Source organism: Gemmata palustris, assembly GCF_017939745.1.
In the GTDB taxonomy this organism is placed as follows: domain Bacteria; phylum Planctomycetota; class Planctomycetia; order Gemmatales; family Gemmataceae; genus Gemmata; species Gemmata palustris.
The window spans coordinates 1,225,928-1,247,687 of the sequence record NZ_JAGKQQ010000001.1 but is presented as its reverse complement, the minus strand read 5'-3'; the positions used below and the strand labels follow the sequence as shown (position 1 = coordinate 1,247,687).

The window sequence follows — 21,760 nt, the reverse complement described above, 5'->3', positions numbered from 1 at the left end:
GGCATCACCGGATGGCCGCGGACACTGGGTACTCACCGGACGCCATCCGTCGCAGCACCCGCCCGCCGGCTCGCTGGCGCACGTGAACGCCGGCGTCAATGGGGTCGGGGCGAGCGCGGTGTGCCTCGAGTCGATGCGGCACTACCGCGCGGTCCGGGAACTCCACCACAAACAGGGCGCCGAAGGGAATTCGGAGTTCCTCCGCCGGGCGCCTCGGCGAGTTGAAGGGGGCACCTGGAACAGGGAATCGACCGCCGACTGCCTCCGGCGGCGTAAGGCACGGTCACCGGGGCACGTGCCGGAGGCGGCGGAACAGCGCGCGGGTGACCGCGCCCGACAGCCGCTCGGGTGCGAGCGCTCGAACCGCCCGTTGGAACACGGGCCGGAAGGTGCGCCGGTTTTCCACGACGCGCGACAGCAGGTACGCGAAGGCGTTGATCGCGACAAAGATGCCCGTGCCGACGGCCAGCATCGGGCCGAAGCCCCAGCCGTGCGTCACCGGGCGGAACAGCGACATGGCGAGTAGAAGCAGCGGGAAGTGAACCACGTAGAGGGTGTAACTGTACTCCGACGCCCAGTTGAAGACGCGCCCCAAACCGAGCCGGCCGACCGCAGCGGAGCCGCAGAGCAGCGCGATTACCACCGACAGGGCGGCGTAGACCAATGGCGTCGGGACACCGGGGCGGTACACGTCGAACACCGTGACGCCGTACCGCGCGACGGCGCGGACCAGAACCGCCACGCTCGCGAGGGCGAGGGCGGCCAACAGCGCGCGAACGAGCGGCCGGGCCGACAGTCGCTCGTGGTGGTAGCCAACCGCCATCAGGCACCCCGCGCACCACACGGGCAGGTACCAGAGGTGGAAGCGGCCCGTACCATTCGAGTAGTAGTAGCCGGTCCCGAGGAGGAGCAGTAGAAGGGCCGCCCGCGGGTCGCGGTTGACGGCCACGAGGGTAAAGAGGCCCGCCATCACGTAGAACCAGAACTCGAAACTCAGACTCCACAGGGAGCCGTTCATCCCGACGCCGTGGGGGAGCCACACGGTCTGCAGGAAGACCAGCGGGGTGGCGATGTCCTTCCAACCGAGCGCGACCTTGTTGCGCAGCAGAAATTTCTCGCCCCCGAGCTGGTAGCTCCCCGCGCCGTTCAGTGCCAACCCGACAACGAGCAGGTAGACGCCGACCGTGACGAGCAGGGCCGCGACGAGGGGCGGCACGAGGCGCGCGAGCCGGTCCGCCGCGAACTCCCGCGCGGCGAATCGACCGGCGTTGCGGTCCTTATTACTGAGGATACTAAGGGCGATCGAGTAGCCCGAAATGACGAAGAACACGTACACGGCGAGGTACGACAGCGCCCCCATCCACTTGTCACCGGTGAACTCGAGGCCCGTGACCGGGCTGACCATCGCGTTGTATGTGTGGGCGGCGCAAACCACCAGGGACGACAGCCCCCGCATGTGGCTCAGCCAGGGAACGTGCGGGCGCGTGTTCACTCGAGCTCCTCGGGTCGCGGTGCGGCCGGCTCACGCCTCCGAACATCTCACACACGACCTACATCGGTCAAGGTGAGGCGGGTCGGCATTCATCTTGGGGTGTATCCAAAAATTCTGGGGGCATGCGGCCAGAGCCCAATAAGCGCCCACTGGATGGAGTTGCGAACGCACACGAGACTCGCCATCGGACGGACGTTCTTCTTGCACCACCGGCCCCCGCGCCTTCAACCACAGGCCCAACGTCTTGGCCTGGCCCTCGACCGCTCCCACTGCCGCGGCCGGGTAAACGCACTCAATTGCCTACGATTTCCGGATACTCATTCGTTTACGACCGAGCCTGAAAACCGCTCAGCGGCTCCACGTTTCTGGTGCCCCCCCGGGCGCATTCGCGGGTCGGGTTGAACAATGTCCCGCCCCCGTTCGAGTGGCGTTGGAGACGGCTTTCGCGGTGCGTGAGGGGCACCAGACCGACGAGCACTCCCACGGTCGCGGGGAACTCCGGTTCGGCGTCGTGCGGACGAACCGGGAGGCCATCCGGGAACGCGACCGGTGGACCCTTTTGAAGTCGGTGGCGTACGCGGTGAGCCGGCGACAGGTGAACGAGACGGACGGCCGTAGAGGTGCGCTATGACATCAGCCGCGGGCACCGGTCCGGAACGATGTTCCGGTGCGCGCCGCGCCGGCACCGGGGTACCGAGCACGCGCGCCACCGGGTTCGGGACGTGGCGTTCCGTGAAGATGATGACCGGCTCCGGGAAGGGCACGCACCCGAGAACGTGTCCGTGGTGCGCAAGATGGCGCGGGCCATGCTCCAGAACGCAACGGCCGAGATCGGCATCCAAAACAACCGGCTCAAGGCCCGTTGGGACGAGACGTTCCTCGAACACGTCCTATTGGCGTCGGGGAACCGGGTGCGGGGCAGTGGCCCCACTGACGGCACGTCCCTGGCCTAACGGGATGAGTGAAGTTACCGCTAGTTCGGACCCGATCCCACCGTGCCCGCGTTGCGCCGGTGAGCACGTGGTGCGGAACGGTGCGAACGCGTCGGGCACCCCGACGTTCCGGTGCCGCGGGTGCGTCCGGCGATTCGTGGCGGCCCCGAAGAACGGTCCGGTGGGCGAATCGGACCGGGCGCTGGTGCGCCGGTTGCTGGGCGAGCGGGTCGTGGTCCGGGCCATCGCCCGGATCACCGGTCGGTCCCGGTCCTGGATCCAAGGGTTCGTCAACGCGATGTACCGAGAGGGCGCTCCACACCACCCCGGACCGACCCCAAAAAGGCCGGGGCCGTCGTGTTGGCGACGAGGTTCACGGCGAACGGCAGGGCGACCGCCGGGGCAATTTACGCCGTAACGCCTGCACGAAGACGAAGCCAAAACTGGTCAGGATGACCGGGTACAGGGGCGTCCAGATCAGGCAGATCGTCGCCGGGGCGGGGTCCACGAGGGCTTGGCGAGCGGGTCGTACCAGTCGCCCCAGGTAATCACCACATCCCTTTACTCGTGAGGGCCGCTCAGATGACGTTCGTGGTCCGTCGCCGCACGGTCGGTTCGATCTGCGGATTGTACTCGGCGAGCTTGACGAACTGCGCGCTCTCCACGTCATAGGCAAATACTTCGCCGGTTTCGATCTTGTAGACCCACCCGTGCAGGTGCAGGTCGCCCCGCACCAAGCGAGAACCGACGGCGGGCAGCGTCCGCAGGTTCTCGAGTTGCACCAGCACGTTCTCCTCGACGGTGGCGGTCAGCAACCGCTCGCCCTCCAGGTGGCCGTAGTTGTCCCGCATGATGCGGCGGGTCGTCTCGGCGTGGGACAGCCAGGCCGACACGGCGGGGAGGGCGGCGACCTGGTCCGGTTTCAGCAGCCCGTGCATGGCCCCGCAGTGCGAGTGGCCGCAGATGATGATGTCCTTGACGCCGAGAGCGGCCACGGCGAACTCGATGGTCGCCGCCTCGCCCCCGTTGCCCGCCCCGTGAGGCGGAACGATGTTCCCGGCGTTGCGGAGGATGAACAGGTCGCCGGGCTTGGCCTGGGTCAGCAGGGCGGGGTCGATCCGGGAGTCGGAGCAGGTGATGAACAGGGTTTCGGGCTTCTGGCCCTTCGCCAACTGCTCGAACAGCCCTTGCATGGGGACGAAACTCTTGCCCTGGAACTGGTGGATGCCCTGAATCAGCTTTTGCATGGCCCTCGTCATCTTTCTCGAAAGAGGTGTCGCCCCGGTGCGCTCACGGCGACCGGTCATTTCGCCGCCCACGCCTTGCGGGTTTCGTCGATGGCTTTGCGAAGTTCCGCAGCCTCGGCGGATTCGTGTTCGAGGAACCGGGTGGCGTCCATGAGCCAGGCGGCGATGTCGGGCTGGCGGAGCCGGTAGAACACCCGCCGCCCCTCCCGCCGCTCGGACACGAGGCGGTGCGAGCGGAGCACCATCAGGTGCTGCGACACCCCGGAGTGGCTGATGCCCAGGGCCGCTTGCAGGGCGTTCACGTCCCGCTCCTCGGCCCGCAGTTCCTCGACGATGCGGATGCGGAGCGGGTGCGCAAAGACGCCCACGAAGACGGCCAGTTCCTTCGTCACGAGCGCGCGGTGTGGCATGGACAGCCCGTCTCCCGATTAGATTCAAACATTTGAATGTTACGACTCCGAAATGCAGTCGCCAAGCCCTCCGTGGGGACCGGAAGGAAGCACTGTTCTTCGTCGGAAAAGGCCGAAGTTCACGAGCAAAGTGGCACGCCGTTCCGTGGACGCCCGGCAGGACTGCCGCCGATTCTGGACAGCATTGACTTTGGGCGAGACGACCCGACTATCGGTCCCTCACCGGCGGTACAAACGCTTACAACTTGACCAGTTTGACGAGCGGTCCGTTCGGTTCCCCGACCACCTTCGGTTTCCAGTGGTCGGAAAACAGCGCCAGTTTGTCGGCGAGGTTAACTTTCTCCACCCCGCCACCTCCGAGTTGTGCGCTGGAACGTGGAAGCTGGGTCGGTTGTGGGAAGTTCGCACCCAACCCGGTTGCCAATGTTGGCGACGTGCCCAGAAGGTGCCCCGTGGGGCGCTCTCGGTGCGAGGTCACCAGAAGTGCGATTTTTGGGTTGTTTGGTGACCTCGCCGTAATATTCGTTAACCAGTCATCTGAGCATCGCCAAATGACGGAAACGCTTGAAATCGTGGGTAAAAAGCAAAGAACCACCGGCTTTCGCCGGTGGTTCTTTGAGTGCCGAGGAGAGGACTTGAACCTCCACGCCCTTGCGAGCGCTAGAACCTGAATCTAGTGCGTCTGCCAATTCCGCCACCTCGGCGCCACCCCCACACGTGGCGGGTGTGAGGGTATCATAAAGAGAGCAGCCGGAAGGTCAAGCGTCCGCGCTCGGCTCTCCTGTGCTATTTGTCGCCGTCCGGCCCCCCCGGTGGACGCATCCCAGGAATTCCACCGGGACCGGTCCCCGGTGCGGCTTTGGGAGGTTCCGCGACCACGAGCGGGACATCGAGGCCGATCAGCGGAACACTGTTAATGTACGTGAGCCACTCGTCAGCGAACTTCTTCAGTTCCTTCGCGTCGACCGAGCCGTCGTCGGCCGTCGAGAGCTTGAACACCCGGGCGAACACCGCGAACGCGGTCCGGCCGTCGATCGGCAGGTCGCGGGGGAGTTTGTTCAGTTCCGCGACGTACTGCCGTAGTTGCTCGGGTTTGTACTTCACGAGGTAGTAGTAAAGCGCCCACGAGGTCGCGTTGGCCTTAATTGCCAGTCGCTGTTGCTTCTTACGCAGCGCCACCGCGGGGTCTTCGTAATCCGCCGACAGTGCGCCCGAGCCGCCCCCCATCGGAGGGCCGAACCCGCCGGTCAACCCCGGCATCGCCGGAGGACCGGCACTGGAGCCGCTCCCGAGGGAACCGGGGCGCATCGGACCGGGACCGGGACCGATCGGAGGGCGCATCGGGCCGGGACCGGGACCGGCGCCGTCGCCCGGCCCCGGTTGTACCGGTTGGGTCGGCTTCTTGGCTTTCTTCGGCGGGGCCGGGTCCGGATCGTTGCCGTCCTTGATGCCACTGAAGTACACGTCGCCGAGAACGTTCTCCAGGAGCCGCGCCGGGTCCGCGGGCAGCTCCTTTTTGCTCGCGAGGTCGCGGAAGTAGCGATGGAGTACGTAATTCGGCACGCCGTACCCCGTTGTAAGAGCAACGTGCATGTGCATTTTTTCGCTGTCACCGACCGTCACGTAGGCCGGTCCGCGCGGTCGGGTGAAGAAATTCACGGCGCCGTTGGTGAGCCACGACGGGAGCGTAACGTGTTTCGGCAACACGCCGGTAGTGTACATCAACTGGCGCGTTCCTTCGCGGCTCACGGCGGCGATATCGGCTTCGTTGATCGCCAGCTTCTCGACCGCGGCGAGGGTGGACGCGCGGGCCACGTCGTCGGGGCGGCTGCCCTTTTCGCCGGTGTGATCGAGTTTGGGTACCTGGTCGGCGAGGAGCTGGTCGCGGTTGAGACCTTGAGCGAACACTTGTTGGGTCTGGCGCAGGAAGGTCTGGCCGACGTCGTCCATCCGCTCCGGCGAAAGAACGAGCAGGTTGTGATCGGGGGCGTAGAAGGCGTCGGCCATCGGGAGGCCGTCGAGCATGTGATGCAGCCCGCGGAGCGCTGCGCCCTGAGGGGCGAGTACCGCGACGAGTGGCTTTTCGGGCACCGGGAGCACGACCCCGCGGGTCGCGTGCCAGAGGTAGAAGGCCGCAAAGTTCTCGTTCAGTTGCGTGGCCCGGCGGGTCACCTCACTGGCGGTGTTGTCCGCGTACACGAGCGCATAGTGGTCCACCACCCGAACGTTTCGGTAGTCGAGGCGCGCCTTCCAGTCCTCGGCGTCGCTCGGCTGGGGCGCGGGACCGGTCACCGCCTTCTGCATCGCGCCCCACGCGGCCACGAAGGGCTTCACGTCGCGCACCGGGAGCTCGAGTTTCTGGTCCGCGGCGGCCGCGACCAGCTCGTTCGCATAAGAAACCGCTTCCTTGATGAAACCGGACTGGAGCGCGAGTTCCATCGCGTCGTAGAGGAGCCGCGGGTCGCTCTTCCCGCGCGTCCAGGCCTCGTACTTGTCGCGCATCTCGGTGCCGCGCGTCTTCCTCGGCGCGGGGGTTCTGAGCAACTCGTCGTACAACTGGATGCTGGTGCTATCGACGAAGAGATTGGCCGTCAGTTTGGCGCCGTAATACTGGAGGACGAACTTTTTGAACTCGGGGTTGTTCGGACCCGGGTTCTTCCCCGGGTTCAGCCGGCCCCTGAGAATGTCGGTTTCGAGCGGAATCACCACCACGATCGAGCGCGTGGGATCGTGTTCGACCACGCCCCCTTTGTTCGCCGAACCCGGTGGCCCACCCGGCATCCCCCCGCCCGGTATCATCGGCATCCCACCGGGCGGGCCAGCCGAGGGGCCGCCCTTGGAGCCCATGTAGCCGCCAGCCGAGGGACCGCCCTTGGAGCCCATGTAACCGCCCGGAGGGCCGGCACCGGGCAACATCAACCCGCCCGTACCGAGCCCGCCGTCGCCGCCGGGAACGCCGTCGCCCCCGGGGCCAGCTCCGCTACCCTCGAGCAGCACGCGGATGATGATGTACCCGGCGAAGGTGGGCGTCGTCGTTGCGGCGAGGAGCACCGCAACGGCCAACAGGAATCGTCTCATCGAATTTCCCTCCACGCGGGTACGGCCCGCAAAATGATGTGTATTCTCCCCCGCGGCGCGCCCGCAAGCAACGCAAAACGCGCGGCTCGTTACGTCACTTTTTCACGGGCGCGAAATCGATCGCCGTTTGCTTGTTGTCAGGGAGCAGCGTCGTACTGCGCTTCGGGTTCTCGCGGATCGCCGAGAGGCGCCTTCGCAGGCCCTCAATGTCCACCTTCGAGCCGATGTCGGGTTTCCCCGAGCTATCCACTTTGTCCATCGGGGCGAGGACGTTCGGGACCACGTCTTTGAACAAATCGTCCACGACCGGCGGTACCGAGCTGGCGTTGAATTTGTTCGGCTGCGTGGGATCGAAATCGGGGTCGAAGAGCGGGCGCCAGTTGCGCATCGCCTCTGCGATGCGGAGCCCATACGAGCGCCACGGGAGCCGGCGGTCGAACGCATCACTCGCGCGCGGCTCGGCGAACGTGATGAGCCCCGCGGTAATCGCTTCGACGGCCGCGTCCGCGTTGTACTTCATGGGGACCGCGCGCCCGTTCTTGAGTTCGACGGGCGCCATGTTGCACAGCCCGATCACGGCTTCACCCGCGTCGGCCGGTCCGGGAGCGGGCACCAGGGCCGGGTCACTTAGCGCGACGCGCGCGAGCGTGTGCGCCGGGTAAAGGGGCGCCCCGTTAACCCCGGGCAGGGCCACAAAACGTACCTGGGCCAGGGCCTTGATCGCCTGTCGGCGCACGAGCCCGATCACCGCGAGTTGGTCCGGGGTGGCCTTTTCCACCTTGTTCTCGGGCAAACCGGCGAACAGTAGGACCGGGTTGTTGATGCAGTCCTGGAGCACTTTCACCAGGGCGCTGACCACGTTCGGCTCGTCGATCTGCCGGACGTGCGTGCGGCTGTTGAGCCAGTTCGGGTCGTGGGCGGCGAGCAAGTTCCCGGCGGCGTGGAACAAGTGGTACTTGACCTCGGTCGGAGTGTTCGCGTTCCCCAACAGGCTCGTGAGAGTTGCGTAGTGGGCCGGTGCCCCCCCCTTGCAGACATGGGCCAGGACGCGCGCCGCGTTGACGCGGACGATCCTCCGTTCCGAGTCACTGCCCTCGATCAATTTCTTCAGTTCCGCGTCGAGCGCCGCCCCGAGTTCGCGGATGTAAACGGCTTGGTCCGGCCCGACCTTCGGATCGCTCGGCCCCGGCTCTTTCAGGAACCGGCTCAGATCTTGCAAGAGCCCGTACTGCCCGTCAATGGCCAGGTGCCGGGTCGTGGGAGTGGGAGGTTTGAAGTCCTGCGGGATCGCGTACACGAGGGGGTGCGCGATTACGTCCGCGTAGTATTTCGCGAACTTGGCGAAGTTCTCTCGCGCGGCCTTCAGATCTTCGTTGGTAATTCCGCCGCGGGGAATATCGCGGTACCCCACGATGACGGACGACAGGCTGCTGTCGGGCACGGGAATAGCGGGCTGCTGGGCGCGCGCGGGGGCGGACCAGAGCGCGAACCCGGCGCCAACGAGCAGTGTCCAAGCGGTGTAACGAGCGAGCGTCATCGGTTTCCCCGAACCGTGAGGTAGTGATGGGCTACGACTAGAACGGTGCTGAGCGCGTTCTCGTTGGTTGCAACTTCTTCAGGCTAACGAGCGGGTTGGCGGGTTGCAAGGGAGCGCCCGGCTCCTTCGCGAATCAAAGGCGCCGGCCGTTCGGCGCGACCGGACCGGGCAAGTGACGCAATGCGGTTGCCGTTTCGGGGTCAAAGGATTACAAAGCAGGTGTCGGACGGATCGGGCTGTAGCGCAGCTTGGCTAGCGCGCTTGCTTGGGGTGCAAGAGGTCGTGGGTTCAAATCCCGCCAGCCCGACATGACTGCGACCCCCACAACCCCTGGTTAAAACCAGGGGTTGTGTCATTTTACGACCCACAATTTCCACTCGAGATAAGTCCTGGCTGTCTGTGCGACCGCATAGATTATGCTTCAGTTTATCCGTACATTCCCCCGTAGTCGTCTGCCCCCGGCCGTTCTTGAACGAGCCCTCGGTGAACCCCGTTCCGCGATACAACCGACACCGTCCGGATGGCGGGATAGGTATCAATGAGAGTCCGGTCCGGCGACGGACATGAGGTCGGTGCCGAACGGATCAAAGAACGCGACCGGAAAGTGATCGAGCGCCGCCAGCAGCTTTCCGCGCGAACGTCGGTATTGTCGCGAGGGTGCTGACGACGAGCCGTTGGGTGGAATCTCGTTGGTGGGAATGCAACACACGGGTGCAGGACAAGCCAAAAACTGGACCCGACCACACGGGCCGAGCGGCCGTCTCGTCTTTTTCAAACCTGTGCATCGTTGATTGTCGTCACCCACCAACGGGTCTGCTCGCGGAATCACATGCGGCTTGGATGGCTCATGTTCAAACCGCGGTTGAAGCGGTGCCGATACCGTGCATTCCACAGCATTTTAAGCCGCCAAAACCAGGAAAATCAGGGGAAATACATCTTATGCCAAGTATCCTCGACCAAATTGTTGAAACAAAGCGTAGCGAAATTGCGACCGCGAAAGCCGCAGTGCCTGAGATCGAACTCGAGCGCCGCGCATTCGACACCGAACCGACCCGCGACTTCAAGAGCGCGGTCCGCCGACTGGGGTCCATCACCCTCATTGCGGAAGTGAAAAAGGCGTCGCCGTCCGCGGGTGTGATCCGTGCCGACTTCGACCCGGTGCGCATCGCGACCACTTACGAACAGCACGGCGCCGCGGCGATCAGCGTGCTGACCGATCGGGACTACTTCCAGGGTCAGTTACAGTACCTCACCGACGTGAAAGCAGCGGTCGCGTGCCCGGTGTTGCGGAAGGACTTCATCCTCGATCGGTACCAGCTCCTCGAAGCCCGGTGCGCCGGTGCGGACGCAGTGCTACTCATCGCGGAGTGCCTGCCCGGGGAGCGGCTCGCGGAACTCCAGAAGCAGGCCACCGCGCTGGGGCTTCACACGCTCGTGGAATTGCACGACGCGGACCAGTTGCCGCGCGTTCTGGATTGTGGCGCCGCGATCATCGGTATCAACAACCGTGACTTGCGCACGTTCCAGACGCGCCTGGAACACACACTGGAACTGTTGCCGAAGATCCCCGTTGATCGCGTCGTTGTGAGCGAGAGCGGCATCAAGACGCACGCGGACTTGGTACGGCTCGGCTCGGCCGGCGCGCGGGCGGTACTCGTAGGCGAATCGCTTATGCGCGCCGAGGATATCGGAGCCGCGCTCGACGCGCTGCGCGGAAAGTAGTGCCCTTGATCGCCCCAGGAGCCACCTCTAGGTACCGGGCCGGCTCAGTTCGTGGCTCCGTCGCGGGCGCTCACTCCCGAAACACTGAAAGTGCCACTTTCGCTGCGCTCGTCACCCCGGATTACGCGCCAAGCGCACCACGCCCACAGCGCGAGCAGCAGAAATGTGTCCAGGGGGTACTTCGCACCCGTGTCGGCCTTCAGTCGTGGCGTGGCTCCGCCTCCCGGTTCCGTTGGCGGGGTTGCGAAGTAGCCGAACCCGACGGTCGCCTCCAGATTCATCCCGCTCAACGAGTTCTCTAACAGGAAGAGCAGCACCAAGACCGTGAACGGGAACGAGTTCACGTACCCGAGCATTCGCGCGCCAAACGGTTGCAACGCGCGCGCGGGTGGAACCAACTCGCGCTTCGTTGGGAGCCCGGGATCGATCTTCCCGAGCACGAGCCCGAACGCGCTCGTCCGCAGGAAGTGCCGCGGTTCGGCAAGTAGCACCGCCACCGCGACCGCTCCGAGCAGCACGTCGTAGTACATGAAGCGGTAGCACGTCAGGTACGCGCCGAGAAACAGAAACCCGGCACTCAGCCCGGTTCCGCGCGTTCGGTCCCCGCGGGTCAGGTAGATCAGCGCGGTCCCGCCGAACACGACTGCCCAGAGGCCCCAGGCCAGTCCGTTCGCCAGTGCGGTCTCGCGCTCCTTTTCCGGCTTGCTGAAGTCGTGCAGGACGCGCCGCGGGATGCCGTGCAGATCGCGGCTCAGGTGAATCCAGTTGTCGTTGACCTTGTAAAGCTCGGACGCGGAGCGCCCGACCTCCAGCCACTCGAACCAACTCTGCAGCCCAACGAGGGGAAGTGTGATCGCGCCCAGTGCCGCACCGGTGAGCACCATCGCGACACAGAATCGCCAGTTCCGCATCAGAAGCGGCACCAGAAAGAAGGCCATCGCCCAAACCGGTTTGAAGGCCAACAGCCCCCAGACCATCCCGCCGGCCACGGGGTACCCGCGACTGGTCAGTGCCCACCCCCACACGAGGGTACACAGCGACAGCGCCGGGTTCTGGCCGAGGTCGATCGCGCCCCGCGTGCCCGGGAAAAACAGGATGCAGAGGGTCGCGACCGACCACCACACGCGCCCGCGCGAAAGAACCTTCACGCCCAGACCACTCAGCAGAATCACGAACAGGCTGAGTGCCTGAAATGTGCGGTACGCGTGCTGCGGGTTCTCGATCAACCCGAGCGGCGCATAGAAGAGCGCGTGAACGGGCGGGTAAAGCGGCCCCCCGACGGACGGCTTGTTCACGGCCTCAACGATCCGCGGCGAAACCGAATCGGTCGCCTGCTTCTCCAGCGCGACCGCGACGAACGGGTTGCCCGTGAGCGGTTGCGAGAGCGGCGCGACCGCGGCCCCGCCCACAGTTTTCCAATCCCACGCCGGGTCGTTTTCGACCCCCATGAACCAGCCCATCAAATTGTCGGCGTCGTGCGCCATCGTCTCGTTCGGGCGCGCCGAAGTCGCGAACGGGTGCGCGAGCGTCGGTCCGTTGCGCTGGGCCGGCGCCTCGGCCGAGTCCGGGTACCCGGCGCGGAGCACGCTCCACTGCCGCTGCCGGTGATAAAGCGCGCGCCCGTTCCCGGTGACGATCATGCGCCCCATGAGCCACTGCCCGCCGAAGTCGACCTGCGCGTGCCCGGCGCTCCCGTCCGCGCGCTGGCGCTCGGGCGGGGCGTCCGGTGGGTTCGCGAACCACACGAAAGCACGGTAGGTGAACACCGCGCTGGTGACCAGAACGGCGAGCCAAACGAGCGCGGCGCGCGCCTCCGGCGCGCCGATCCACGACCACCACCGGGCCGGGATGACGTAACCGCGGTCGGGCTCAGGAGGAAGGGAGGAACTCACGCGGTCGGCCACTCACCGGTGAACACCTCGGTGGCGGGGCCGGTCATGTACACACAGTTGTCGGCCTCGGACCATTCCAGTTCGAGGTCGCCGCCGGGCAAATGAGCGAGGAGCTTCCGGCCCGTCAGCCCGGTCAGCACCCCGGCCACGCACACCGAACACGCCCCGGTACCGCACGCGAGCGTGATCCCGCTGCCCCGCTCCCACGTTCGCATCGTGACTTCGTTGGGCGAATGCACCTTCACGAAATGTGCGTTGATGCGCCGAGGGAACGCCGCGTGGTTCTCGATTTTCGGCCCCACGGTCGCCACGAGATCCCGGTCCCCGGCGCGCAACCACTCTTCGTCAACGAACGCGACCGCGTGCGGGTTGCCCATTGACACGCAGGTCACTTCGAGTTGCCCCTGCGGGTGGTCGAACGTGATCGGCACGTTCACGGGAGGGTCGCCGGGGAGTGTGGTCGGAATCTTGGCGGACTCGAGGATCGGTTCACCCATGTTCACGCGCACGCGAACGGCCTTGCCCGATTGCACTTCGAGATCGACCGTCAGCACTCCGCGGCCGGTCTCGATCGCGAGCCGGGGCTTCGTCGCGATGCCGTGGTCGTGTACGAACTTCGCCACGCACCGCAGCCCGTTGCCGCACATCTCGGACTCGGACCCGTCCGCGTTGAACATCCGCATCCGGGCGTCCGCGCGCTCGCTGGGGCAGATCAAAATGAGTCCGTCCGACCCGACGCCGAAGTGCCGATCGCTGACCGCGCGGCTCAGCCCCGCCGGGTCCGCGGGCGGCTTCTGGCGCACGCAATCGACGTAAACGTAGTCGTTGCCGATGCCGTGCATCTTCGTGAATCGCATGGCGGGTTCTCCGAATGTATTCCCCAATTGTAAGGTGCCGGGGCGCGCCGAACAGGCTATCTCCGCTCCCCGACCTACCAAGAGGGTCGGGCGCGCGACAATAATACCCGTTATGGGAACAGTGAAGGCACCCGCGCGAACCGTTCGGATCGTCCGCCCACCGAACGCGGACGGTGTGGGCGTCTTCTGCCTCGAAATTGACGGGGCGTGCCAGTTCTACACGTTTCTCGAGATCCGGTGCGACATCGGTGGGCGCGGGTTCGCGGTCCACCGGCTCGGTCAGGGGGATTTGTATCACGTCCGCGTGGGCCGACCCGAAGACACGGCGTGCGAGTGCATGGGCTTCTTGCGCTGGGACCGCTGCAAGCACATCGCAGCGCTGGCCGCACTCATCAAGAAGGGCGAGTTACCGCCCCGGTCGTAGGTTCCGCAGCGCGTCCAATCACCGTTTTCACTTCGCCGCGCGCAGTTTGCTCAATAAATCTCGAAAGTCCTGCGGCGGCGCAACTTCCCAGTTCACGTTCTCACCCGTATCCGGGTGCGCGAATCCCAAGTGTACCGCGTGGAGCATCGGGCGCTTCGCGCCGCTCGCGTCGGGTCGCGGTTTGCCGTCAATCGGGCGGTCGTACACGGTTTCCCCGCACAACGGCGCGCCCGCTTCCCCCAGATGGATGCGCACCTGGTGCGTGCGCCCCGTTTCCAAACGACATTCCACAAGGGCGAAATCGCCCCACGACTCCGGCACAAAAACGTGCGTGACGGCGCGCTTGCCGTCCTCCGCGATCAGGTCGGTTGTGCTCCCGCGCCGACCGTCGCCGCGATCGGGCACGAACACGGACGCGATGCGCGCCGACTTCGGAACGCCGCGGGTGAGCGCGAGGTAGCGCCGCTCGGTCGTGTGTTTGCGGAACTGCTTCGTGAGGTTCTCGGCGGCGGCGCTCGTGCGCGCGAACACGACCAGCCCGGACGTATCGCGGTCGAGGCGGTGGACCGCGGTCACCGGCCTGTCGGGTGCGCCCAACAAAGCCGGGAGCATGCCCGCGAGCGTTTTCGTCAGGAACCGCTGGCCGTGCGCGCCGAACTCGTCGACCTCGTCCTTGTGCCGCATCGTCGTCAAGCCGATCGGCTTGTTCACGACGACCACCGCGTCGTCAACGTAGACGATCGCATCGAGATCGAGAGATGAGGGGTGAGAACGGCCGGTCGAAGGAGCCGAACCGGTCTTGCGCTCGGGCGCCTTGGGCGCGGCTTTGCGTGGCCCGGGTGCGAGAGGTGCCGCGCGCTTCTCACCGGTTTTCCCCTTCGGCCCTTCACCCCTTCCCTTCTGATCCGCCGGCTTTTTGCCCTCTTTGGTCCCGGGCGCCTTCTTCACCTCGACGGTACCGGCGGCGAGTTCGACGCGCTTACCGAGTTTCAGTCGGCGGGCGACGTCCGTCTCGACCTGACCGCTCACTTTGACGTGCCGACCCGCGACGAGGCGCTTGGCCTGCGCCCACGGGATGCCGAACCGCGATTTGAGCACCGCAGCGAGCGTCTGCCCGGCGTCCCGGCGATCGACAACGAACTGAATCGGGGGCACGAAAATACCTCGGCGTGAGAACAACTACGTAATGGCGAGCTAGATTCCTTTGTAGCACCCCGCGAGAAAGGAACCTGCAAACAACCGGAAACATCGGTTAGCGCCGACCGGAATCCCGGCCGGGCTGGGCCGGAGGGCGCTTGACAGCTTTCACTGGTCGACCGTAGCCTGAACACGGACCTTTTGAACGGCCTCTTGCTCCGAACGGTGCGATGTGCAACTGATCGCTCCCGATATCCTGGCCGAAGCCCGCGGAATGACCGGCGCGATGGCCGGGACCATTACCGTGCTCGGCTTCGCGCTGTGGCTGTTCGGCTGGCGCTGGCACCGGTTTTGGGTGGTTGCGGGAATCACGCTCGCGGCCGGATTAATTGGTTTGAACGCGGGCCGCACGAGCGGCGGCACACAGGTGATGGCGGTCGGTATTTTGCTCGCGGTCGCCGCAGGGTTGTTGGCACTGGAATTAGCAAAAGTGCTCGCGTTCGTGGCCGGCGGGTGCGGGGCGTGGCTCGCGGTTCAGTGGGTGCTCCCTCAAGCCCAAGAACTCTGGGCCGTGTTCCTCTGTGGCGGACTGTTTGGGCTGTTGCTCTACCGCCTCTGGACGATGCTCCTCACGAGTCTCATGGGAGTGCTCCTCGCCGGGCACGCGAGTACCCTGTTGGTCGAACAATTCTGGAGCATTAATACCGGCGATTGGGTCACGCGGAACGTCGCGGCTCTTAACGGGGTTGTGGTCGGGTTGGTCGTGCTCGGCATCTTGCTCCAGTCGGTGTCAACGAAGGATCTGGAACCAGCAACCGAGCCGAAAGAAGAAGACGAAGAGGATACCGAGGAAGAACCAGATCCACCATTACCATCACCCAAAAACGCAAAACCAACGCCCCGGTGGAAAAAACTTCTCACCGCCCGGAAAACCACCTGATTGTGTCGTCCAAATTATCGCTTCTCGTTCGAGGAAGCGATGCCGACCAGAGGAAAACGTTGACGGGCGCGATGCGCGGAACAACACACCCTGAAGCACTATTGCGAAGGGTACTTTGGTACGTGGGAAAAAGAGCGAGCCGGCAGTCGCGACTGCCGGCCCTTCAGGTGGTTATTCAGCACCGCGTTCGCGGATCAATCGAGATTGGTGCTGCCGTAATTCCAATCGTAGATCGCACCTTGCCATGCGTTTTGGTCGACCGACTGGCGAACCCCGCGCACGCTCCCATCGCTCATTGAGACTTGAAGCACCCCAAGGGCACTGAAGCTCTGTGCCAGATCGTACCGACAGTCGGCAGCCGCGGGCCGTGTTTGGAACGGGCCGATCGGGGGTTTCGTCCAGTACTGGTCGTTCGAGTAGTCGTAGGTGTACGCGTTGACGTAGAGCGTCATCGTGTAGTACGGGTCCGGCGTGTACGGCTCGCCCTTGGAGTAATAGTCCCCGAAGTTCCACGCCTGTTGCCGGATGTAGTTGTACTTCGTGCTCGGGTCCCAATAGTACGAGAACTTGGTTTGGCAGACCGTGTACCCCTCGGTGAACATCACAACGTTCGAGGTACCGATGTTGAACTTCGTGAGCGACTTGGAGGAGGACAGGGACGAACCGTTCGGCAAGTAGCTGACGGGACTGTTGTTCTTGGGGTCCGTGTCGATGGTCGGGTCGTTCGGGGCGATGTACGTCTTCACCTTCCCTCCGGGTGCTTTCCACGCGACGTTGGCTGTAAACGATCCGAGAGTGTACTTCCCCTGCTGGTAAATGTTCCCGGTCCCAGAATAGGAGCCGGACTTGAAATGCGCGTCCTGCTCGACGTATGGGAGCAATCCGTAAAACACGTTCCCCACGTACCCGGCGCCGTAGGTGTAGTAATAGGTCTGGGACGGATCCTTACCGGTGTACAAGGAGTCTCCATAAGAGCTCGGCAGCCTCTTGTTCGCGCTCTCATAGTTGTGCGCAGCGAGCGTCATTTGCTTGAGGTTATTCTGGCCCTGGGTACGCGCGGCGGCTTCGCGCACCTTCTGAACTGCGGGTAGAAGTAACCCGATAAGGATCGCGATAATCGCGATCACCACTAGCAACTCGATCAAGGTGAACCCGGCACGGGCGCGGGTTTGTGTCCGACTCATGGCGTCTCCCGAGTGGGGCCGCAAGCGCGGCAGTTATGAATGCGGAGTTCGGATCAGTTCGTGAGGATCAGATCGAAGGTCGTATCCCCGGACACCGTGAGTTTGAGGGGATTGGCCGTGGTACTTTGGCCGTATTTGGCGTGAGCCGCCTTGTACCTAGCTTGTTCCTTGGCCGGGACGGTGAACTTCAATTGCTCCAGAAAAGGGGCCGGGAACGGTTGGATGACATTCACCCGTGGCGGACCACCACCTGGAGGGCCGCCGGGCGGCCCTTTCATTGGACCGCCCTTACCACCGGGTGGTCCTCCCTTAGTGGTAGGACCGGCGGAAGCACTGCCACCGGTTGGGATCGGCATCTTCCCGTCAGGGTCCAAAAGTACGACAGCCGAAGCCGGCCCGTCCGGCGCGCCGGTCAGTTTGTAGCTGCCCGTCGCGTCGATTGTGCCGATCGACATGACCAAACCATCGGCCGTAAATAGCAGCACGCGACCGACAGTGAGGGGTTCACCGTTCAGCGTCGCTTTGCCGGAGACAGTAGACGTCCCACCCTTGGCGATCGGGATTCCAAAGGTTGGGTGTTCTTTGTCCGTCGGATTCGTTTTTACTTCGGGCGGCTTTGTCCCGCACCCCGCTAGAAGCGAGGCACCAAGAACGAAAGCCGCGAGACACGAGGCAGTGCGCACCAACACGGGCAGACCTCCGCACATTTTTAGAGGTCGCTAACAATATCGCCCGCGTCGGGGGTCAGGGCCGCTTCCCAGGTCACGTTGCTGACCCCGGCACGGACCCCACGGACACTACCATCCATCAATCCGACCTGAATCACCCCCGTGGAGTGCGATTGCGGAAGTGAGGAATCGCAGGAGTAGCTTTGAGGCTTGCTCTCGAATGTCTTGCCTGCGACTCGCGCAAACAAGGGGGCACCAGCGAGGTAGGTGTAGTTGTAATTGTAAGTTAGGGTTCCGTCGGAGTACGAGAAGTTTTGCGTTTGAACACCGGCATCCTCGGCGTTCATTGCCCAGTACCCGTACCGGTAACCACCCGAGTAGGTGACCGTGACTATGTTCCCCACTTGAGATTGCGAGTAGGTACCCTGCGAGTAACAGTACCCGTACCCCTCGGCGATCCCGATCGTGTTGCTAGTGCCGTCCGAGATCCCGAGCATTGTCCGCTTACCGTCGAACACGTCGCTGTTAACGATGTAGCTGACGGACGGGGACTGATCGTAAGCGGTCAGGTCGTTGGGTGCGATCAGCACCTTGACGGCTGGAGCATAGTAGTCGTAACTGCCCGCGGTGTCGGCCCCCTTGTTGGCGTAAGTCGCAGAGACGAAACTAGTGGTGGTGTTGTTGTTCCAATTGAACTGGCTGAACGCGCCGGTGTTGGCGGCGAGAATGTTGCCCTGCTCAAGGTACGGGAACAGGTGGAAGAACGCGGTCCCGTCTACGCCCCCGGGCGTGCCGTAGGGGGTGGAGCCCCCCGGCGTTCCGGTCGGCTTAGTCGGGGTCCACCCGCACGCGGGCGGGAACTTGTTGTTGGCGTCGTGGTAACTCTGAGCCGCGAGCCCGAGCTGCTTCAGGTTGTTCTGGCCCTGCGCCCGCGCTGCCGCGTCGCGCACTTTTTGGACCGCGGGCAGGAGCAGCCCGATCAGGACCGCGATAATCGCGATCACCACCAGCAACTCAATGAGCGTGAAGCCCGTTCGAGGTGGACGGAACCGCAGCATTTGAAGCACCCCCGAGACGATCGTCCGGCGCAGCACGTACCGTGGGCCGGTCGATCATTGACTGAATGAAGCGGAACGAAACGAATAGTGGGCGTCGAACGGTGAGGCGAGCCGAGAGACACCGGGAAGAGAACTCGCCCGAACCGCATTCGCGTAAATGAAACAACTTCGCGGGCGAGGTCTCCGCGAAGTTATCAGTTCCATCACGCGAATCTGAATCTACCCAAAAATAATTGCCGACCGGTTTTGGGTTGTCAACAACCAATTTTCACAATTTCTATCCCGATCTTAAATTAACTGTCCTCTCGCGACTAACCCCCTTTGACTCAAAGCAAGGTACGTGCCATCCGTCTCCAGCGTTTAATCGCGACGAAATCGCCTTTGTTTGCAGCGATTTCGCCCGTGATCTTGCCGTCACAAACACGAGCATTCTGCCCAGAGCCGTTGCATTTTGTGCATCCGAATTGGGCCAAATTGTGAAAGGAAGCAGCTCGAAATTGTGAAAGAAAATTCGACATGGTGCCAGTCGCGAGCAACCTCATAGCGACTGGCAAGTTCTCAACACCGAACCCGCTTAATCGCTAGCGCTCACCCGTCCCTTAAAATCTCACGGGCGGCGTTCAGACCGCACGCACCCATGACGCCACCGCCGGGGTGCGCCGCAGCCCCGCACATGTACAAACCCTTCACAGGGGTGCGGTAGTTCGCGTACCCGGCCACGGGGCGGAAACTGAACATGCTCGACAGGCTCATCGAGCCCTGCATGATGTTCCCGCCCGTGATGCCCCACACCTTCTCCATATCCGGCGGCGGGATCACGAGCCGGTGCAGAACGCTCGATTTGAAGCCCGGCGCGTACTCCTCCAGGATGTCGAAACACCGGTCCGCGAACCGGTCCTTCTCGACGTCCCAGGTCGAGTCCTTCAACGTGTACGGCGCGTACTGTACGAACATGCTGAGGATGTGCTTCCCCTCCGGTGCGAGCGTGCTATCGAGCGCAGTCGCCATCGTGCATTCGAGCATCGGGTCGCGTGCGCAGCGCCCGTACTTCGCGTCGTCGAAGGCGCGCTCGATGTAGTCCTGGTCCGGGCAGACGTGCATCGTGCCGTGGTGCTGCGGACCGACCTTCCCGTCTGAAGGCAGCGCCTTCCAGTTCGGTGGCCGGTCCAGAGCCACGTTGATCTTCACCGTTGCGCTGGAGTAGTCGATCTTCTTCACCTGCGTGACGAACTCCGGCGGCAGGTCTTTCGCGTCCATCAGTTTCAGGAACGTGACGTTGGCGTCCGCGCCAGAAGCCACCCGCTTCGCGCGGAACTCGGTGCCGTCTTTGAGCGCGACACCGATCACGCGCTCGTCGGCGACCAGAATCTTGCCCACGTCCGCGTTCGTGCGGATCTCGACCCCGTAACTCTTCGCCGCAGACGCGATACTGTTCGAGATGGTGCCCATTCCCCCGCGAACGTAGCCCCACACCCCGCGAACACCGTTGCACTCGCCCATGACGTGGTGGAACAGCACATACGCGGTGCCGGGGTGTGACGGCGGCGCGAACGCGCCGATGACCGCGTCCGTCGCGATCGTCGCCTTCAGTTCCTCCGACTCGAACCAGCGGTCGAGGATCGGGCGCGCGGCCCCTGTGAGAATCTCCACGGCTTCTGTCGCCGTCGTGCGCCCCAATCCGCGGAAGCCGAGCCCGAGTTTGCCGAGCTTCCAGAGGCTCCCGAGCCCGCCGAACGGGTCGGGCGGGGTCTGCGTCAGCATCGGTTCGAGGAAGTCCGCGACGCGCGTGAGCATGTCCTCGTATTTCGGGTACGCCTCCGCATCCTTCTTCGAGAACTTCGCGATCTCGCGGTACGTCAGTTCCTTGTCTGGTCCCATCATCAGGTACCGGCCGTCCGGAAAGGGCGTGAACGATGACGGGCTGCGCGGGAGCATCTCGAAGCCGTACTTCTTCAATTCCAAATCGCGGATGATCTCGGGGCGCAACAAGCTGTTGACGTAGGCCGCGGTGGACACCTTGAAGCCGGGCCACAGTTCCTCGGTAATACAGCACCCACCGACGATCTCGCGCCGCTCCAGTACCAGCACTTTGTACCCGGCTTTCGCGAGGTACGCGGCCGTGACGAGTCCGTTGTGTCCGGCCCCGATGATGATGGCGTCATATGTGTTTGTTGGCATGGCGGCGTCTCGAATAAGGGTACCGTCACTGATAGGAACGGTGCCGCGAAAAGCCCACGCGCTCGAACCCCGGAGCGGTGCGCAGCACCGTGGGCACTTCTCGGCAGCGCCCCGCACACACAGGCACAATGAACACCGGACAATGCGCCGCCAGAATCGCGATTCCCATCGCCTCATTCGCATTGCGAAAGAAAGTCATTTCAAAATGATAATTAAACACTTACAAATCAATCAGTTATTGAGTCGGTGGGTAACAATCACTAACATTTTCGGCCCTCCCCAATTGTTAGCCAATTGCCGCAACGTCAATTTAAGCAATATCTTACAAATCAAACGAAACAGGCTAGCGTCGTAATGAACAGCAAAGCCACCAGCCATTCAGATCGTGCGCCGCACCGATGCAAATCTGGGTCGTTGCCAAAGTTCGCTCATGATAATCGATTTGTGTACAGATTGCCAGTAACAATTAGCCGCGCGGTCGAAAAAAATGAAACGACGCGGCTCAGTTTGCCCGCCCCGCGATTGTGCCGCTCTGCGTGTAACGACTTCGTTGCAGTCCTGAATTCGCCTCCGTAGACTTCCTCGGCTCGCAAACTCACGAGGGTTACTCATGCGCGTTCTCGCCGTTGCACTCCTGGCGCTCACCGCAGCCACCGCCGATGCGGGCGCCCGGTACAAGGTCACCGCAAAGGACGGGGACAAGGACGTGACTTACAACGTCGATTTCGGTGGCGGGCGGAAGTTCGAGCGGTGGACCGCCTTCGATCCCGCGTCGAAGAAGTTCGTTTACCTCGACTGGAACCGCGACGAAGCTGAGCCGAAACCGGCCGGAAGTATTTGGGACCACCGCACGGGCGAGACGATCAAGCTGTACAAGTTCCCCGGTGTCGAGGCCCCGCTCCCGGTGATCCCGTCGATTACAGAAATGAAGGTGTGCCCGCTGACCGGGGACAAGAAATTCAAGGCCGAGCGGTTCCTCAATTACGATTGACCGCCACTCGTTG

At 63.7% G+C, this 21,760-nt stretch carries 18 protein-coding genes and 2 tRNA genes; 7 read left to right on the top strand and 13 right to left on the bottom strand.

The genetic code is table 11. The features are described 5' to 3' along the window. Positions 1–283: 283 nt before the first annotated feature. Positions 284–1,492: an acyltransferase family protein gene (locus tag J8F10_RS05040; protein WP_210652766.1), complete on the bottom strand. Its 1,209-nt coding sequence runs from the start codon at positions 1,490–1,492 to the stop codon at positions 284–286. A 620-nt stretch (positions 1,493–2,112) separates the two neighbouring features. On the opposite strand from J8F10_RS05040, the gene J8F10_RS05035 reads away from it, so the two are divergent. Together J8F10_RS05035 and J8F10_RS40605 are read left to right on the top strand one after the other, a co-directional pair. Then, on the top strand, positions 2,113–2,445 hold the full coding sequence (locus J8F10_RS05035; RefSeq protein WP_210652765.1) for a transposase: 333 nt from the start codon (positions 2,113–2,115) through the stop codon (positions 2,443–2,445). A 4-nt stretch (positions 2,446–2,449) separates the two neighbouring features. Then, positions 2,450–2,842: an IS1/IS1595 family N-terminal zinc-binding domain-containing protein gene (locus tag J8F10_RS40605; protein WP_390891093.1), complete on the top strand. Its 393-nt coding sequence runs from the start codon at positions 2,450–2,452 to the stop codon at positions 2,840–2,842. A 160-nt stretch (positions 2,843–3,002) separates the two neighbouring features. Here J8F10_RS40605 and J8F10_RS05025 read toward each other — a convergent pair whose 3' ends face one another. From J8F10_RS05025 to J8F10_RS05005, 5 genes are all read right to left on the bottom strand, one after another. Continuing rightward, positions 3,003–3,671, bottom strand: coding sequence for a carbonic anhydrase (locus J8F10_RS05025; protein ID WP_210652763.1), 669 nt, complete (start codon positions 3,669–3,671; stop codon positions 3,003–3,005). A 56-nt stretch (positions 3,672–3,727) separates the two neighbouring features. Then, entirely contained in the window at positions 3,728–4,081 is a 354-nt protein-coding gene (locus J8F10_RS05020; RefSeq protein ID WP_210652762.1) for an ArsR/SmtB family transcription factor, read from the bottom strand. Between the two features lie 620 nt (positions 4,082–4,701). Next, positions 4,702–4,785: transfer RNA gene (locus J8F10_RS05015), tRNA-Leu, on the bottom strand. Between the two features lie 82 nt (positions 4,786–4,867). Then, positions 4,868–7,159, bottom strand: coding sequence for a hypothetical protein (locus tag J8F10_RS05010; protein ID WP_210652761.1), 2,292 nt, complete (start codon positions 7,157–7,159; stop codon positions 4,868–4,870). Between the two features lie 94 nt (positions 7,160–7,253). Next, positions 7,254–8,696 (bottom strand): hypothetical protein, encoded by a 1,443-nt coding sequence (locus J8F10_RS05005; RefSeq protein ID WP_210652760.1) that lies wholly within the window; start codon positions 8,694–8,696, stop codon positions 7,254–7,256. 232 nt (positions 8,697–8,928) lie between these two features. Between J8F10_RS05005 and J8F10_RS05000 the strand changes: the two genes are divergently transcribed. After that, positions 8,929–9,003: transfer RNA gene (locus J8F10_RS05000), tRNA-Pro, on the top strand. A 632-nt stretch (positions 9,004–9,635) separates the two neighbouring features. Then, positions 9,636–10,418 carry an indole-3-glycerol phosphate synthase TrpC gene (gene trpC / locus J8F10_RS04995; RefSeq protein WP_246522927.1) on the top strand — a complete coding sequence of 261 codons (783 nt, stop codon included), beginning with the start codon at positions 9,636–9,638 and terminating at the stop codon, positions 10,416–10,418. 44 nt (positions 10,419–10,462) lie between these two features. On the opposite strand, the gene J8F10_RS04990 is transcribed toward trpC, so the two are convergent. Then, on the bottom strand, positions 10,463–12,322 hold the full coding sequence (locus J8F10_RS04990; protein WP_210652759.1) for a glycosyltransferase 87 family protein: 1,860 nt from the start codon (positions 12,320–12,322) through the stop codon (positions 10,463–10,465). Further along, positions 12,307–13,167 (bottom strand): diaminopimelate epimerase, encoded by an 861-nt coding sequence (gene dapF, locus J8F10_RS04985; protein WP_210652758.1) that lies wholly within the window; start codon positions 13,165–13,167, stop codon positions 12,307–12,309. Before dapF ends, J8F10_RS04990 begins: the two co-directional genes overlap by 16 nt. A gap of 112 nt (positions 13,168–13,279) precedes the next feature. On the opposite strand from dapF, the gene J8F10_RS04980 reads away from it, so the two are divergent. Beyond that, the gene (locus J8F10_RS04980) at positions 13,280–13,591 is read left to right on the top strand and encodes a hypothetical protein (protein ID WP_210652757.1); all 312 of its coding nucleotides are present in this window, start codon (positions 13,280–13,282) and stop codon (positions 13,589–13,591) included. Positions 13,592–13,618: 27 nt separating this feature from the next. Here J8F10_RS04980 and J8F10_RS39715 read toward each other — a convergent pair whose 3' ends face one another. Then, positions 13,619–14,746, bottom strand: coding sequence for an RluA family pseudouridine synthase (locus J8F10_RS39715; protein WP_210652756.1), 1,128 nt, complete (start codon positions 14,744–14,746; stop codon positions 13,619–13,621). Between the two features lie 214 nt (positions 14,747–14,960). On the opposite strand from J8F10_RS39715, the gene J8F10_RS04970 reads away from it, so the two are divergent. After that, complete coding sequence (locus tag J8F10_RS04970; protein ID WP_210652755.1) at positions 14,961–15,668, top strand: hypothetical protein; 708 nt, start codon at positions 14,961–14,963, stop codon at positions 15,666–15,668. 194 nt (positions 15,669–15,862) lie between these two features. Here the strand turns inward: J8F10_RS04970 and J8F10_RS04965 are convergent, their stop codons facing one another. From J8F10_RS04965 to J8F10_RS04950, 4 genes are all read right to left on the bottom strand, one after another. Next, a complete protein-coding gene (locus J8F10_RS04965; RefSeq protein WP_210652754.1) occupies positions 15,863–16,852 on the bottom strand; it encodes a DUF1559 family PulG-like putative transporter in 990 nt (329 codons plus the stop codon). Between the two features lie 53 nt (positions 16,853–16,905). Beyond that, complete coding sequence (locus J8F10_RS04960; protein ID WP_210652753.1) at positions 16,906–17,541, bottom strand: hypothetical protein; 636 nt, start codon at positions 17,539–17,541, stop codon at positions 16,906–16,908. Positions 17,542–17,561: 20 nt separating this feature from the next. Then, the gene (locus J8F10_RS04955; protein WP_210652752.1) at positions 17,562–18,578 is read right to left on the bottom strand and encodes a DUF1559 family PulG-like putative transporter; all 1,017 of its coding nucleotides are present in this window, start codon (positions 18,576–18,578) and stop codon (positions 17,562–17,564) included. Positions 18,579–19,166: 588 nt separating this feature from the next. Beyond that, positions 19,167–20,756: a phytoene desaturase family protein gene (locus tag J8F10_RS04950; protein WP_210652751.1), complete on the bottom strand. Its 1,590-nt coding sequence runs from the start codon at positions 20,754–20,756 to the stop codon at positions 19,167–19,169. A gap of 610 nt (positions 20,757–21,366) precedes the next feature. On the opposite strand from J8F10_RS04950, the gene J8F10_RS04945 reads away from it, so the two are divergent. Then, positions 21,367–21,747, top strand: a complete 381-nt coding sequence (locus J8F10_RS04945) for a hypothetical protein (RefSeq protein ID WP_210652750.1) — start codon at positions 21,367–21,369, stop codon at positions 21,745–21,747. The last annotated feature ends 13 nt before the right edge of the window (positions 21,748–21,760 follow it).